The organism is Pedobacter terrae (assembly GCF_900100705.1).
GTDB lineage: Bacteria > Bacteroidota > Bacteroidia > Sphingobacteriales > Sphingobacteriaceae > Pedobacter > Pedobacter terrae.
The window spans coordinates 1-14,819 of record NZ_FNCH01000038.1 but is presented as its reverse complement, the minus strand read 5'-3'; the positions used below and the strand labels follow the sequence as shown (position 1 = coordinate 14,819).

The following is a 14,819-nucleotide window of genomic DNA, read 5'->3' as shown; positions in this document are numbered from 1 at the left end:
ATATTTTCTTTCATCCTGAGCAACGAAGGATCTTTTGATTGCCGTTAAAACGAAAAATCCGTCATTTCGACCGTAGTGCCTGCCCGTACAGGCGGGGAGAAATCTTTTAGATTAGTTTATTTGCTACAATTTTCTCCATCACGCTGGCTTGCCTCGGTTAGCCACCGAAGGGCTTTTACTTTTTCCTTGATGGAAAAGAAACAAACCTGAGCGCAGCGAAAGCATGCCTGCCGTTAAAAACAACAAACACCGAGGCATAACTGAAAGGCTTGCATCTGATGTCTGATAAATTCGTCAAAGCTTTGAGGTCGTCTGCACAAGCCCCCGATGAAGGATCGGGGAGGGCGTGCTGCCTCTAGGCAGTGGTAGGTTGAAAGAAGGTGCAAAAGCTTTAACGTTTTCTCCTTCCATCATATCCCAGGCCGGATCGTAGGGCAGGGCGCAGATAGCATGGCGTATAAGAATAATTTCTTATATGATCGTCATTCCTGCGCATTAGTATAGCGAAGGATCTGTAGGTGCAGCGCATTAACACTGTTCAAGTACTGTAATTTACTATTTAAAATTCAATACATTTTATTGTGGTTAGTCGGATATTATAAGAGTTGTAGCGGTTTGGGAAAGTAATTGTAATGCGCATCTGTTCAGATAGTTCGGCTCCTTAATGCGCCCGATTTTGTTATCGGACGCATTTTCAAATCGGCCTTAGTTTAATAAAACATTGTGCTAAATTAATGAGTGCACAATTTTTGACGTGTAAAAACAAATACTACCTTCTTTTCGATAAACCAAATGAATAACGAAAGCCGGCAGTAAAGCTTGTATTGTTTGCGCCAGAACCTTTAGCAAATATTTCAATGTTATCGCCTTTTTTCAAAGGGATCTGATATCCGAGTCCATAAGCCTGATAAAATCCATTTGTTGCGTATGTGCCATTATTATAGCTGCTTCCTGTGCCCGTGTAAGGAAAATTAGTGGTCTGGTATTCATCCTGGTATCCCAATTCGGCTGATAGATAAAAACGGCCAATGTAGTATTTTGCACCTGCATACATGGCATTTTGCAGCACTTTAACGTTTTTGGCCTGCGTTATACTACCATTGTTATTAATATAACCAATTGCTGGGTTATTCTTCTGGATATAGGCGAGGTTTATTCCTGCGGTAAAACCCCAATGCTTGTTTAAGCGATATTCGTAACCTATTTCTCCACCAAAAACAGGTGCTTTAAATGTTGAGTTGTAACCTGCAAAGGGCGAGATGTGTACGCTGTGTTTAATTACACCTGTACTATCTTGTGCCTTACTTGTTTTAATGCCAAAAAATCCGATTAGTAGCATTAATGGTAATGTTTTAGTTTTCATGAACTAAAAATGCAGTAGATTAATAGACTTTCGTCTTTAATTAACGATCTTTAACGTGATTTACATTATTTAACTTAAAATGTGTTAAACAGTGTGATGTTTTTAAATGCTACACTGAGCAGATAGCATGGAGCATAACATTATCCATGGATCGATTACTTTGAAACCTTGAGGGGCGACGTTGGGTCGTCATTTCGACCGTAGCGCCTGCCCGTACAGGCGGGGAGAAATTTTTTAAGTTAGTTTATTAGCCACAGTCAATACGCGATATAGTTTACTTCGGCTCATTGCCGCCGGGGCTAGTCCTTTTTCCTTGATGAAAAAGGGACCAAAAAATCAAGGCTTGGATCTGATGTCGGATAAATTCGTCAAAGCTTTGAGGTCGTCAGCACAAGCCCCCGATGAAGGATCGGGGAGGGCGTGCTGCCTCGGGGCAGTGGTAGGTTGAAAGAAGGTGCAAAAGCTTTAACGTTTTCTCCTTCCATCATCTCCCAGGCCGGGTAGCAGGGTGCAGATCGCATGGAGTAGAATGGCGTGGAGCATATTGCAGGCTAAGGCGATCGCTATAATACGGTCGTCATTCCCGCGCATGCGGGAATCTTAATGCGCTAGTTATTCTTTACCCTTAGCTCGGGCTTGCCTCGGCTACCGATGAAAAATCGGTACAGGTCCACCGCCGCCGAGGGCTCTTTCTTTTGGCTTGGCCCAAAAGAAACAAACCTGAGCGCAGCGAAAGCATGACAACCGATAAAACAAACAATAAAAGGTCATAAACCCAAGGCTTGGATCTGATGTCGGATAAATTCGTCAAAGCTTTGAGGTCGTCAGCACAAGCCCCCGATGAAGGATCGGGGAGGGCGTGCTGCCTCGGGGCAGTGGTAGTTCGAAAGGAGGTGCAAAAGCTTTAACGTTTTCTCCTTCCATCATCTCCCAGGCCGGATAGCAGGGTGCAGATAGCAAGGTGCAGATGGAATGGTGTAGAAGGATAATTTCTAATACAATCGTCATCCGATAGCTATCGGATCCCGCGTAGGCGGGAATCTTAAAGCGGTTGTTTTTTTGCCTTGGCTCGGGCTTGCCTCGGCTACCGATGTAAAATCGGTACGGCTATACCGTCGCTTTGATACTGCCATGGGCTGTTGGGTATGAAGGGGTAACTGCAAAGCTTTCCGTGCTTTTTCCGGCGAAAATCTGGGAGGCCGGATAGCAGGGTGTATAAGATAGTTTCTAATATGGTATTTGTTCCATCAATAAATCCGTCATTTCGACCGTAGCGGAGAAATCTTTTAAATTAGATTAATAGTGTAGATTCTTTGCCCTCAGCTCGGGCTTGCCTCGGTTAGCCACCGAAGGGCTCTTACTTTTGGCTTGGCCCAAAAGTAACAAACCTGAGCGCAGCGAAAGCATGACAACCGATAAAACAAACAATAAAAGGTCATAAACCCAAGGCTTGCATCCTTCCTTGTAAAAAGCTACGGAAATCTTATTGCGGCAGCATCGAGGCTCTCATCCCTTGCTTGTCCCACCGCGCCCGCTTTGATCCTGCCTTGGGCTGTGGGGTATGAGGGGAATTGCAAAGATTTCCGTGCTTTTTCCGGCGGAAATCTGCGAGGCCGGATAGCAAGGTGCAGATCGCATGGTGCTTGTGATAGTTGTTCAACCAATAAATCCGTCATTCCCGCGCAGGCGGGAATCTTAATGCGTAGCTCAGAGTTGCAGTCGTTAGTTCAAACGTTGCGGTCGTTAGTTCAAACGTTGCGGTCGATAGTTCAAACGTTGCGGTCGTTAGTTCAAACGTTGCAGTCGACAGTTCAAACGCTGCGGTCGTTAGTTCCAACGTTGCAGTCGTTAGTTCAGACGTTGCAGTCAATAGTTCAGAGGTTGCGATCGACAGTTCAGAGGTTGCGGTCGGTAGTTCAGACGGTGCAGCAGGTAGTTTAGCGGTTAAAGGTGATAGTTGAGGAGATGCAATGAGCCATTTTACCGCTAAGCATGGCCTGAAAGAGAAACAGCAACCTGTTTGGTGCTTGTTAAATGGAAATAGGGAAATAAATTAGGGATGATTTTTTAGGGTATTATTGGGTTGTTAGTTTAGCGTTCGGAACAGAATACCCGAAATCTGTTTGTATTGGGGGCTGGTTGAGCCAAAAACAGATCTCGCATAGTTTTTCACATCCTGCGCCAGGGCAACTATACCCGTTTCTGCATCGTACAGCGTATTATTGCGGTTAATGCGTAGGGTACTCAACTGCGAGGTGTTGGCTACCACATCGCGGTTTTTCTGCAATAAATCGTTATATAAACTGGTAAGGCTGGCCAGCTGCAAATCTACCTCGTTAGGGGCGTACTGCGGTATGGTGGCTAAGAGTTTAATCTGCTTATCCAACGTATCGAGCAGATTATCGTAACTCTGTTGCGAGGCCGAAACCTGGTTAACCACCGTGCCGCTGGCGGCCAGGTTATTCTTTTCTTCGACGGTGAGTTTGGCCGTTGCCCTTTGCCCCTGTATTTTGCGGTGGTGGCTTACGGCATTATCCAATACCTGTTGCGGTACACTATTGGCCTTAACGGCGCTCAGCACACGGGTACTCAGCTTTTTTAAGGGGGCAAAAGCCAGATCGCGCAGGGCTATGGCATTGCTGTTTTTTGCAGCCGCATCGTGCACCTGCTCGTTAATGGTTTTGGCTGCGGTAGCTTTCTCGGATAAACTGCTCAACTGGATGTTGGCATTGCTGGGGTTGTACACCGCGCCATAACCGGTTACATAACTTAACAGGGTTTCGAAGTTGGCTACGTTTTTGGCGTGGCCGGTCTCATTCGTTTTAGACATAACTTGTAGTTTTAAAAAGTAAATAAATTAGATTAATTGGTATTAAGTTAATATTATTTTCTTTACAACTAAAAGGAGTGGAGAGATTTTTTTAAAAGAATGGGGGAAACCGTAAGGTTTAATTTTCTAAGGCATGTACTTTCACGAAATGAAAAAACTCCATTATATGAAAAAAACAATTTTATTATTATTACAAATTTGCCTGTTGGTTATGCCAGTTTTGGCACAACGAAGATCTACAAGTGTTAGGGGGTATACCAGAAAAGATGGCACCTATGTGCGCCCACATGTGAGAGGCTATGCAGCAGGTTCTGGAAGTACCTCTTCATATAGTTCCGGTAATAGTTCTGCTTCAACAAGTGATGAAATTGCTTTTACTACGTTAAAGTTTGCAGCTGTAGATGTAAATGATGGCGCTGGTGCTAAACCAGCCTATATTAAAGAGAAAGGACAAAAGATAGCTTTAACCACTTTAAATTTTATAAACAGTGAAGATGACGGCACAAGTTTAAAAGACAAAACCGAAGTAGGTGGTATCGTTTTTTATGTTTCTGTTTTAAGATATAAAGGTAAAACGTTAGATATCTGTACTATTACGAGAAGCTATGGTAGTTGGGACTTCGAAAAGGTGTCGCATGAATTTCAAAAAAAGGATATTACTACTGAAGATGCTTTAGATCTTGTATCTAATTATGGCTGGAGCATTTCTAACGATAAAATAAGCAAAAATTTTCAATATGATTATAATAGTAAAGGTTTGCCATCATTTCTAACTAAAACTACTGAAGCTATAAGAGTTGAATAGCATTTTAAGTACTTAGATTTAAGTTATTTATAAAAGAAATGTTAGAACTTATTAACAATCTTTTTTGCTTGCTAATGCTTCATTTTCAGTAAGTTAAATTTTTATGCCTTAGGTTCTGACTGTTGGCTGAATAAATTATTAACTAAATGGGTTGATTGTTAATAACTTGCATGGAAATTGACTTGCAGTTTTGATTAAGTTTGTATTATAAGTCAGACGAGTGTTGACGGGTTTAATAAAAAATAAAAAAAGCTCAGGAAACTGCGACATATCCTGAGCCTAATAAAATTTATTATTCGCAACTAAGGGAATTAGAAACGAACATGAGGTAGCATCGTTATTTAGAATGGTGCAAAAGTAGAAATATTATGCTTTTGTGCACTATAAAGTTCATCTTCTTTTTCTCCTATTGCCTGGGGATACCGGCCATGCAAAGCTTTCTGGAAATAATTAAACTGCTCAAGTAATTGGGCAATCATTCCTATTATTAAATTTTTAGCATGGCTACAAATGGAAAACCAGGCGACAACCGCCGACATGGAACAGTAAAAGATCGCTCGCAAGCTTTTAACCCAACAACTGAACAGTGGGTTAAACGAGATACCGAAACCGGTAGATTTATGGATGTAAAACAAGACGGGACACCTTTTAAGGGTGTTAGGAGGGAGAAGAAATAGATGTTGAATATTAGTATTGCTAAACTTGAGCAAGCAAGACAAAATACACAAGCATTCGCGAAAAGCTTAAGTCAGGCTGCAAAAGGCTTCGGCACTAATGGGTCTTTTAGTGGTATATTTAAAAGCTTTATTGGTAAGTTTCATAATGATAACGAGAATAAAGGCAAATTTCATACGCAATTGCAAGATGCGTATAAGCTTCAGTTTATCGAGAACTCGGTAAATAATAAACGTGCCAAGAAATATTGTGAGGCCTTTTCCAGTTATAGTGATTATATGATGAAAAATGGGTTTGGCTTGGATAATTTTTTTACGAGAATAAACCTGAAATTACTCGCAGATGTTTCACTGGGAGGTAATTCTCCAATTTTAAGTTCGAGTGATACTCGTAATATGGTTTTTTCAATAGAAGAATCACCAAGAGATTGGCAGAATGAATTAAAATATCCGATTCTCCAAAGATACCTTGCCGAAAATTATTATTCATGTGAGAAAAATCAAGTCGAAATCGGCATTTTCAATGTTAATAGTGGCCTATTTGAGCTAAAAATTTTTGATGATATTGAAATAGCAAATGCTTTTGAAGAGGCTAAAACCGTACTTGGAAATGTTAAATATATATTAGATCAATCGTAGTCTCTTGAAGAATTTACAAAGACTACAATAAAGTAAAGAAAGAATTTATTAAAGTGTGCTTAATATAAGCAATCTTACACTAGATTTTTTAAAGGTCAGTTTTTAAACTAAATCCAAATTAGTATATGAAGATAACCCAACTCAAAATTGCCAATTTTAGATTGTTAAAGAATTTTTCTATGGATTTAGAAGAAGAACTTTCTCTCGTAATTGGAAAAAATAATACAGGAAAAACATCTATTCTATCTGTTCTTGACAAATTCTTAAACGAGAAAAGTAAATTTTCTTACGACGATTTCAATATAGATTTTAGAAATGAACTGGAAAGCCTTATTAAATCAGAAGTTGTACCTGAATATTTTGCACCTAAAGGAATTAAATTAAAAATCTTTATTGAATACAACGAAAAAGATGACTTATCAAACGTCAGCAGAGTATTAATGGATTTAGATCCTGATAACAATAAAATTGTATTAGGGTTTGAATACACAGTAAGCTATACTGATTTTCTGGAATTGAGAGCCGATTTTGCTATATATAGAGTAAAAGAAAAGATTAAGGTAGATGAAAAAAAGAAGAGCAAGCCTGGTGATTTAAGTGAGTTCTTGAAGAAAGAATTAGATAATTACTTCCATCCTCACAAATTATCTATTGAGTACGATGTGGTTACTAATACAGCTAATGAGGTTAATTACATTGACCTTGAAAGTGAAGGAATTAGTATTAAAGATATTATAGGTTTCAAATACATCAGCGCAAGACGTGACGTAACTAATAAGGAGAAGGAAAATACATTATCTAAGCATACATCCAACCTTTACAAAAAACAAGAAGATAATGCCGAAAAAAATCAAGCTACTGAAAATTTTAAAGACCAACTTTCAGAGACCGATAGTACATTAAGTAATATATACAAAGACTTGTTTGGTGATGTAATTAAGAAAGTGCAAGATTTTGGAGGAATAAAGCTGAATGATACGGATATAGCAATTATTTCAACATTGCAACATAGAGAATTACTTGAAGGTAATACAACCGTAGTATATACCCACGACGAACATAAGTTACCAGAACATTATAATGGTTTAGGTTATATGAACCTAATAAGTATGATTTTTGAAATTGAAATTCTCGTACAAGATTTCAAAAGAGATAAGGATAAGAAGCCAGCGGACATAAACTTGCTCATTATTGAAGAGCCAGAGGCACATACTCATCCACAAATGCAATATATCTTTATAAAAAATATAAAGAAATTACTTGCTGAAGGTGTAAAGAAAGGGGATGGAATAAATCGACCACTTCAATATATAATTACCACACATTCATCTCATATCGTTGCTGATAGTGATTTTGATGACATCAAATATTTAAAAGTGGAAAACAAAAATGATGTTGTTGCAAAAAATCTTTCAGATTTAAGAAAGCAATATGATGAAGATCCAAAGCAATATCAATTTCTAAAGCAATATCTAACCATCAGCAGAGCTGAAATATTCTTTGCGGATAAAGCGGTGCTTATCGAGGGAGATACAGAAAGAATATTGATACCAACCTTTATGAGGAAAGTTGATTTGGAAGAAATAGCTCGTTTAAAAGCAGAAAATAAAGAAGATACTTTACTTCCCCTATTATCTCAAAATATATCTATAATAGAAGTTGGAGCATATTCTCAAATTTTCGGAAAGTTTATAGAGTTTTTGGGTATTAAATCTTTGATTTTAACGGATATTGATGCCATTAAAGTCGTAAAACAAGATGACAATGGTCAAGATGTTTGGGGAGCTTGTCCTGTTGATGAAGGGACAAAAACAAGTAATTCGGCAATCAATCATTTTTTAAAAGAAATTGCTTGGAATGACTTGAAAGTATTACCTATAGTCAACAGAACTATTGTTCTGGGAGGCTCTACAGTTTGTATATGCTATCAGCAGGACGAGTTGAACGAAAAAGACGAAAAGTATAATGCGAGAAGTTTTGAAGATGCATTTATTTATATTAATCATGCTTTTATAAAGGACAAGAAAGATGAATTTCAAGGATTAAAAAACACAAAACTATTTGATGATGGTGTAAGTAATGCTTATGTACTAGCGAATTCGTGTATAAAAAAGAAAACTCATTTCGCATTAGATATTTTATATCATAGTGATAAAGATTTTAGTAATTGGAGTATTCCTATATATATCAAAAATGGTTTATTATGGCTGAAGGAAGATTAAGTTTAGAACCTGAGGTTCAAGAAATCCTGCAATCAATTGATGAAGAAAGAAACTTCCTTTTAAGTGGTGGTGCAGGAAGTGGTAAAACCTATTCGTTGGTAAGTGTCATTCGTCAAGTACTCGCTGAAAATTCAACTGCAAAAGTCGCCTGTATGACATACACCAATTCAGCAGTAAAAGAAATCGAAGAAAGAGTAAATCATAAGAACCTAAATGTATCTACAATTCACGACTTCTTATGGGATAATTTAAAGCACTTTCAAAAAGAGCTTAAAGAAACAATTATTTCATTAGCAAATAATGAAGACGTCGGCAAAATTTCAATTGATCATATAAACACTGTTCCTAATAATTTCTTTGATATCTTACCAGACGGCATACAATATAAAGAGTTTGTGCGGTTACGTGAAGGAATAATTTCTCACGATGAATTGCTTATTGTTGCCAACTCTCTTTTTGAGAAATATCCTAAACTTAGCAGTATTGTAAAGGATAAATACAAGTTCATTTTTATTGATGAGTATCAAGACACAAGTAAAGAAGTTGTAGATATATTCCTTACTCATTTCAAGAAAAGCGAAAGGAAAAATGTTATTGGCTTTTTTGGAGACGCGATGCAATCAATTTACGAAACTGGGATTGGAAATTTAGATGATTACAAAGGAGATGATGCAGATACTGTAAATGAAATTCCAAAGAAACAGAACCGAAGAAACCCCCAACTAGTAATTAATTTAGCTAATAAACTACGTACAGATGGTATAATACAAGAACCATCTAATGACCCAAATGCGCCTAATATGCTTGAAGGTATTGTAAAGCAAGGAAATGTGCTGTTTCTGCATTCTACTGATGGTGGTATTAGTAACGTTGAAAAATACTTAAAGGAAAATTATGATTGGAATTTTAATAATTCAAAAGAGACTAAGGAATTAAACCTCACTCATAATTTAATAGCGGGCAAAGCAGGATTTAGAATGTTGATGGATATTTATGATAATGACCCAGTTATTGGGTTAAAATCAGAGATTCTTGACAAGATAAAGAATAATAAGAAGAATAATAGACCAGAAATTGAAATCGACGAAGACGATACTTTCGATATTGTTGTAGACAAGTTTCAATTGAAAAATAGACAAAGAGAACTAAAGAAAGAAATTTTATTGGCAGACCCGATAATGGCTGAATTGTACAGTCAGCTAAAAGATCAACCATTCTCTGAAGTAAAAAAAATATACTTAAACAAAGATGCTCTGATTGATGATAAAAAACAAGATGAAAAGGACGTAAATAAAAAGGGTTCGAAGAGAGATAATCTTATAAAACATCTCTTTAAAATCCAGACTAGTATTTCTTTGTATAAAAATAAAAGGTTTAATGAATTTCTAAGAGCTACAGACTATCGTTATAAAATCACGAGCATTGCAAGTAAAAGAACTTTAAAAGAAAATATTGATAATCTCATAAATGTTGGCGATAAAACAATAGAGGATGTCATTATAGATGCCAACGAAAAGGGCATTTCTCTGATTGATGATAAGCTTATTGATTTTAAAGAGGAAAATGAGTATCTATACAATCGTGTAAAGAAGGTTAAATTTAGTGAATTTCAAAAGTTGTATGAATATTTGGAGGGGCAGACACCGTTTTCAACTCAGCATAAAACTAAAGGAGCGGAATTTGATAATGTATTAGTTATTCTTGATAATGGAGGTTGGAACAATTACAATTTCGGAAATTTATTCTTGGAAACTGGTACAGCATCTGTATTAGATAGAACCCAAAAGATATTTTATGTTTGTTGTACACGGACGAAAGAGAATTTGGCAGTTTTCTTCCACAATCCAGATGCGCAGGTAATAGCTAAAGCTAAAGAATGGTTTGGCGACACTAAAGTAATTGAGATTTGATTTTGTGTTTGTAACTTATTCTGGTTAACTATCTATTAACCAATATATATATACTTTTTTTATCATCATCTTATATTATTTTTAATAGCATTGATGAAAATCCAAAAAGCCCCAATCATTGCTGATCGGGCTTTTGCTATTATATTTATTTCTTGAACATTCTATTCGCAATTTTAGAACTATGCAGATGCTCCCTTAAGCTATTAAAAAGGTTTTTAATTGGGATAAAATGATTAAATAAGTTAAAGAGCATTGTCGACCAGATCCCATAATATATCTTTATCTCAATCATACATTAAAATTGCTAAAAATCCAATAACTCTTTTGGGGGTATTCCTAATCCTTTCGCTATTTCTAAAAGCGTTGTAAACGTAAAATCTTTATTTCCATTCTCTATATTACTTAGGTTTCCTTTCGTCAAGTCACAATTCGCCACTACCTGATCTTGGCTTAAACCTAGTTTTTCTCTTATTGTCCTTAAGTTCTGTCCAAACGTTCTTAAACGTTTTCTATCCCTTTCTTCATTCATCCAATAAATACACTAAAATAAAATACATTTTTTGTTATAAGATCTTGTAACAACAGAAATAAATTTCTATATTTATGGTATTGTAATTAGGTATTAATAAAAGTCTTGTGGTTGCATCTCTGACCCCGCTAACGCAAGACAGCAGATTAATGCCCATATCTATGTGTAGATGTATATATTTGTACATCGAAATAGATGTGGGGCTGCTGTAAATCCATGTTAGCGTAAGGGGTCAGAGCTTTATTGTAACCATGGTAGACAGTCCCACATTTATTATTTAGGGACTTTGTTGCCCAACAAGACTCGTAAAATCATACGAGCATGAAAGCTAAATCCATTACCATTGCAGGGAAACCGCTTTCGCGGTTTTATCAACTTCCTTTTGAAAAGGCGAGCAGGGTGTTAAGGTTAGCGGTGCTGGAGCAGATCGCTAGCAGATGGCAAAGTACATTTAGCGCAGGTAAAAAGCCTGAGCCCTTGGCCATAGCATCGCTTTCTTTTGATGAGGGTTTGTTAACCGTTCATGTTAAATTGGGAGGGGAAGAGGCAAAGGTTTACATCGCGGTAGAATACGATTGCCTGCTGGTGAGCTGCAGTGTTGATACGGATGAAAGCTACCTGGGGCGTTATGCTTACCTTACTTTGCGGGCCATGATGCGGAGTGGTTACTGCGATTTTCAGCAATATTACTGGCCGGCATGTTTTGCTTTAGGTAATAAGCGGTCGAGTTATGTAGATGTGGTAAAGAAACCGGGCGGTTTTACCATTACCTTAAAGAAAAATTTTAGCGGTTTGTTTAGGCCTGGCGATGATTTGCCGGATGTTACGGAACGCGTGGTAGTACCACGAGAAAGGTTATTGAATAAACAGGCTATGGCACGTTTGGCACCGGTTAACATTGGCTATTGTTTCGCCAATACCGACCTGCAGCATTTCCACAGTAACCATTATCCTTTTTTAGTTCCCTATGTTTTTGCGGCCACGGCCTACCTTAAAACGGTAAAATCTTTTAAACGTTTTGTGCTGAATCCGCACGATGTGGATGGCATTAGCCTATCGCTACAACAGGAGGAGCTGAACAGCATTTGCTTCGCCATGAAAGAGATCGCTGCCATCCGCTTTAACGCCAATGCCCACCTGCCCGAAAAGGTAGCCGAAACCCATAAACTTAACGATGCTAACCAACTGGCGCTTTTAAAATTGTGGAACAAGGCTTTACCGCTATTGATGCAACAGCGTTTTACACACTACTTTTATACTTATGGCCTGCGCAATATTACGGGCAAACCTGTAATGCGGGATATGAAAATGGTTGAATTTGCGATGGAGGTGCCTGTTTTAAGTTTTGTGTTAAGGGATGAGGGCGATTATTATGAACTGGAACTGAAGATTAAAGTGAAAGGGAAATTGTTGCATCTGAATACCAATCAGCCCGGGCTGTTTTTGGTTTGCGATAGCGCTAAACCGTATTTATGGTATTTGCTTGAGGCCGAAATGGATTATAAACTGGTATGGTTTTTTAGTAAGGTAAATTTTAGGGTGCAGGTGATTAAAGGGTATTATAGGGAGTTTTTTGAGGGGTTTGTAGACGGGGTGGAGAGGTGGTATGAAGTGAAGAGGGGGTAAGGGGGACTTATACGGTCGTCATTCCCGCGCAGGCGGGAATCTTAATGCGGTTGCTATTTATTGCCTTTCGCTCGGGCTTGCCTCGGCTCACCGCCGCCGAGGGGGCTCTTACCTTTTTCTTGATAAAAAGGTAACCAAAAATCAAGGCTTGCATCCTTTCTTGTAAAAAGCTACGGAAATCTTGATAGCGGCAGCATCGAGGCTCTTAGCCCTTGCTTTATTCCACCGCTCTCGCTTTGATCCTGCCTTGGGCTGTGGGGTTATGAAAGGAAGTGCAAAGATTTCCGTGCTTTTTCCTGCGAAAATCTGCGAGGCCGGTAGCAGGGTGGAGATAGCATTGTGCGTTATGATAGTTTTTAATAAAGCGTTGTTCCACCAATAAATCCATCATTACGAAAAACCCGTCATTTCGACCGTAGCGGAGAAATCATTTAAGTTAGGTAATAGCTACAGTTTTGCCTTTCGCACGGGCTTGCCTCGGCTCACCGCCGCCGAGGGGCTCTTACCTTTTTCTTGATAAAAAGGTAACCAAAAATCAAGGCTTGGATCTGATGTCGGATAAATTCGTCAAAGCTTTGAGGTCGTCAGCACAAGCCCCGATGAAGAATCGGGGAGGGCGTGCTGCCTCTGTGTAGTGGTAGGTTGAAAGTAGGTGCAAAAGCTTTAACGTTTTCTCCTTCCATCATATCCTAGGCCGGATAGCATGGTGCAGATAGCGGGATGCAGATAGCACGGTGTATAAGGATAGTTTCTAATATGGTATTGTTCCGCCAATAAATCCGTCATTGCGAGAAGGCTTTTTCAGCCGACAAAGCAATCTTACTACTATGGGTTATTGTAGATTTATACTTTAGGTATACTTTTCATTATCTTTTACTTCATGCTGTCAATCCTGAGGTACGAAGGATCTTTTGATTGAAAGATTTGCTTCGCAGAGCCTACGGGTTCTTCACTGGGTTCAGAATGATAATTAAAGGTTTTCCTGCAAACTCGCCTTTTTTATTTCCATACATTTTCCTCAACTTAGCAGCATTAAATACCTATGCCGCCAGAGAAGAAAACCCCTATAAACAAGAATCCAGTTACCAGAAAGCCTGCTGCCAGGAAACCTGTAAGCCGAAAAACCGCAACAGGCAGAAAAAAGAAGGGTGGTATTTCGGTTCAGCTTAAATTGGTTATTGCCGGTTTATTGTTGATTTTACTCTCGCCCTTTTATTACGGCTATGTGTTAAAAAGTTTTGTGGCTACCTGGCGTTGGGTGAAGGATTGGGGGCAAGACCCGAATTACCGGACATACGAAAGTTTTAACATCAAGATCCCCAAAAAATATACCGTTCATGGCATTGATGTTTCTTATTACCAGGGTAAAATAAACTGGCAAAAAGTAAAGGAAATGAAAGAAGATGAGGTGAGTATCCGCTTTGCCTTTATCAAAGCCACAGAAGGATTAATGATGGTTGATCCCTATTTTCAGCGTAACTGGCGTGAAGCCCCAAAAGCAGGTATTATTTGCGGGGCCTATCATTTTTTCAGACCAAAAAAGGATGGAAAAACACAGGCCAAATTTTTTTTACAGGTAGTGAATATCGAGAAAGAGGATTTACCTCCTGTTGTGGATATTGAATCATTAGATGGTGTTTCTGCACTAAAAATGCGGGCTGAACTGGCTGATTTTCTCAATTATGTTGAAATGAAAACCAAAGTGAGGCCGATTATTTATACTGGACTTAAATTTTATGAAGATTATCTGGTTGATCATTTTGAAGATTATCCCTTGTGGATTGCCCATTATTATCAGCCAAAATTAAGGATGGATAAGAGTCGCTGGAAATTTTGGCAGCATTCTGATAAAGCGAAAATTAATGGTATTGGCCATGTGGTAGATTTTAATGCTTTTAATGGTGATAGTTTGGCGTTGGATAGGTTGTTGGTTCGTTAGTTCATTGGTTATTAGTTGATTTGTCATTGGCGCATTCGTGTATCCCGAGTTTATTAGTGCATTACTTAGCATGAATAAATATTAATTTTTTCGCTCTATGCCGCGGGGCATGGTACTTTGTCGCGCCAAAGTACCCAAAGCGCTTCGTCATCCGATAGATTCTGTGTTAATTTGCAAATAAAATATGTTATTTTTGTTTCATGGGCGGTCAAGAACTAGCCAGTGTAGCGTGCTGATCCTTTAGGTTTAGTGCGCTACTTTCTTTTAAAACCGAGTATTCTT

The 14,819-nt window shown here is 38.3% G+C and carries 11 protein-coding genes; 7 read left to right on the top strand and 4 right to left on the bottom strand.

Annotated features, from left to right (window positions below):
* Window positions 1-769: 769 nt before the first annotated feature.
* Together BLR60_RS24180 and BLR60_RS24170 are read right to left on the bottom strand one after the other, a co-directional pair.
* Entirely contained in the window at window positions 770-1,339 is a 570-nt protein-coding gene (locus BLR60_RS24180) for a hypothetical protein (RefSeq protein WP_143009148.1), read from the bottom strand.
* A gap of 2,110 nt (window positions 1,340-3,449) precedes the next feature.
* Window positions 3,450-4,193 (bottom strand): hypothetical protein, encoded by a 744-nt coding sequence (locus BLR60_RS24170; RefSeq protein ID WP_090505049.1) that lies wholly within the window; start codon window positions 4,191-4,193, stop codon window positions 3,450-3,452.
* Between the two features lie 166 nt (window positions 4,194-4,359).
* Between BLR60_RS24170 and BLR60_RS24165 the strand changes: the two genes are divergently transcribed.
* Window positions 4,360-4,998: a hypothetical protein gene (locus BLR60_RS24165; protein ID WP_143009147.1), complete on the top strand. Its 639-nt coding sequence runs from the start codon at window positions 4,360-4,362 to the stop codon at window positions 4,996-4,998.
* A 341-nt stretch (window positions 4,999-5,339) separates the two neighbouring features.
* Here the strand turns inward: BLR60_RS24165 and BLR60_RS25005 are convergent, their stop codons facing one another.
* The gene (locus BLR60_RS25005; RefSeq protein WP_167354819.1) at window positions 5,340-5,477 is read right to left on the bottom strand and encodes a hypothetical protein; all 138 of its coding nucleotides are present in this window, start codon (window positions 5,475-5,477) and stop codon (window positions 5,340-5,342) included.
* Between the two features lie 21 nt (window positions 5,478-5,498).
* On the opposite strand from BLR60_RS25005, the gene BLR60_RS25000 reads away from it, so the two are divergent.
* The 4 genes from BLR60_RS25000 to BLR60_RS24145 all read left to right on the top strand — a co-directional run bounded on the left by BLR60_RS25000 (window position 5,499) and on the right by BLR60_RS24145 (window position 10,443).
* Window positions 5,499-5,675, top strand: coding sequence for a hypothetical protein (locus BLR60_RS25000; protein ID WP_090505043.1), 177 nt, complete (start codon window positions 5,499-5,501; stop codon window positions 5,673-5,675).
* Window positions 5,676-6,311 (top strand): hypothetical protein, encoded by a 636-nt coding sequence (locus BLR60_RS24155; RefSeq protein ID WP_090505040.1) that lies wholly within the window; start codon window positions 5,676-5,678, stop codon window positions 6,309-6,311.
* A 125-nt stretch (window positions 6,312-6,436) separates the two neighbouring features.
* Window positions 6,437-8,533, top strand: coding sequence for an ATP-dependent nuclease (locus BLR60_RS24150; RefSeq protein WP_090505037.1), 2,097 nt, complete (start codon window positions 6,437-6,439; stop codon window positions 8,531-8,533).
* Window positions 8,515-10,443 carry a UvrD-helicase domain-containing protein gene (locus BLR60_RS24145; RefSeq protein ID WP_090505034.1) on the top strand — a complete coding sequence of 643 codons (1,929 nt, stop codon included), beginning with the start codon at window positions 8,515-8,517 and terminating at the stop codon, window positions 10,441-10,443. Before BLR60_RS24150 ends, BLR60_RS24145 begins: the two co-directional genes overlap by 19 nt.
* Before the next feature lie 304 nt (window positions 10,444-10,747).
* Here BLR60_RS24145 and BLR60_RS24140 read toward each other — a convergent pair whose 3' ends face one another.
* Complete coding sequence (locus BLR60_RS24140) at window positions 10,748-10,972, bottom strand: helix-turn-helix domain-containing protein (RefSeq protein WP_090505032.1); 225 nt, start codon at window positions 10,970-10,972, stop codon at window positions 10,748-10,750.
* Window positions 10,973-11,293: 321 nt separating this feature from the next.
* Between BLR60_RS24140 and BLR60_RS24135 the strand changes: the two genes are divergently transcribed.
* The gene (locus tag BLR60_RS24135) at window positions 11,294-12,598 is read left to right on the top strand and encodes a hypothetical protein (protein ID WP_090505029.1); all 1,305 of its coding nucleotides are present in this window, start codon (window positions 11,294-11,296) and stop codon (window positions 12,596-12,598) included.
* 1,042 nt (window positions 12,599-13,640) lie between these two features.
* Window positions 13,641-14,537: a glycoside hydrolase family 25 protein gene (locus BLR60_RS24130; protein WP_090505026.1), complete on the top strand. Its 897-nt coding sequence runs from the start codon at window positions 13,641-13,643 to the stop codon at window positions 14,535-14,537.
* The last annotated feature ends 282 nt before the right edge of the window (window positions 14,538-14,819 follow it).

Coding starts and splice junctions, on each gene's coding strand:
- BLR60_RS24180 (WP_143009148.1), bottom strand. CDS start 1,339: ATGCTACTAATCGGATTTTTTGGCATTAAAACAAGTAAGGCACAAGAT.
- BLR60_RS24170 (WP_090505049.1), bottom strand. CDS start 4,193: ATGTCTAAAACGAATGAGACCGGCCACGCCAAAAACGTAGCCAACTTC.
- BLR60_RS24165 (WP_143009147.1), top strand. CDS start 4,360: ATGAAAAAAACAATTTTATTATTATTACAAATTTGCCTGTTGGTTATG.
- BLR60_RS25005 (WP_167354819.1), bottom strand. CDS start 5,477: ATGATTGCCCAATTACTTGAGCAGTTTAATTATTTCCAGAAAGCTTTG.
- BLR60_RS25000 (WP_090505043.1), top strand. CDS start 5,499: ATGGCTACAAATGGAAAACCAGGCGACAACCGCCGACATGGAACAGTA.
- BLR60_RS24155 (WP_090505040.1), top strand. CDS start 5,676: ATGTTGAATATTAGTATTGCTAAACTTGAGCAAGCAAGACAAAATACA.
- BLR60_RS24150 (WP_090505037.1), top strand. CDS start 6,437: ATGAAGATAACCCAACTCAAAATTGCCAATTTTAGATTGTTAAAGAAT.
- BLR60_RS24145 (WP_090505034.1), top strand. CDS start 8,515: ATGGCTGAAGGAAGATTAAGTTTAGAACCTGAGGTTCAAGAAATCCTG.
- BLR60_RS24140 (WP_090505032.1), bottom strand. CDS start 10,972: ATGAATGAAGAAAGGGATAGAAAACGTTTAAGAACGTTTGGACAGAAC.
- BLR60_RS24135 (WP_090505029.1), top strand. CDS start 11,294: ATGAAAGCTAAATCCATTACCATTGCAGGGAAACCGCTTTCGCGGTTT.
- BLR60_RS24130 (WP_090505026.1), top strand. CDS start 13,641: ATGCCGCCAGAGAAGAAAACCCCTATAAACAAGAATCCAGTTACCAGA.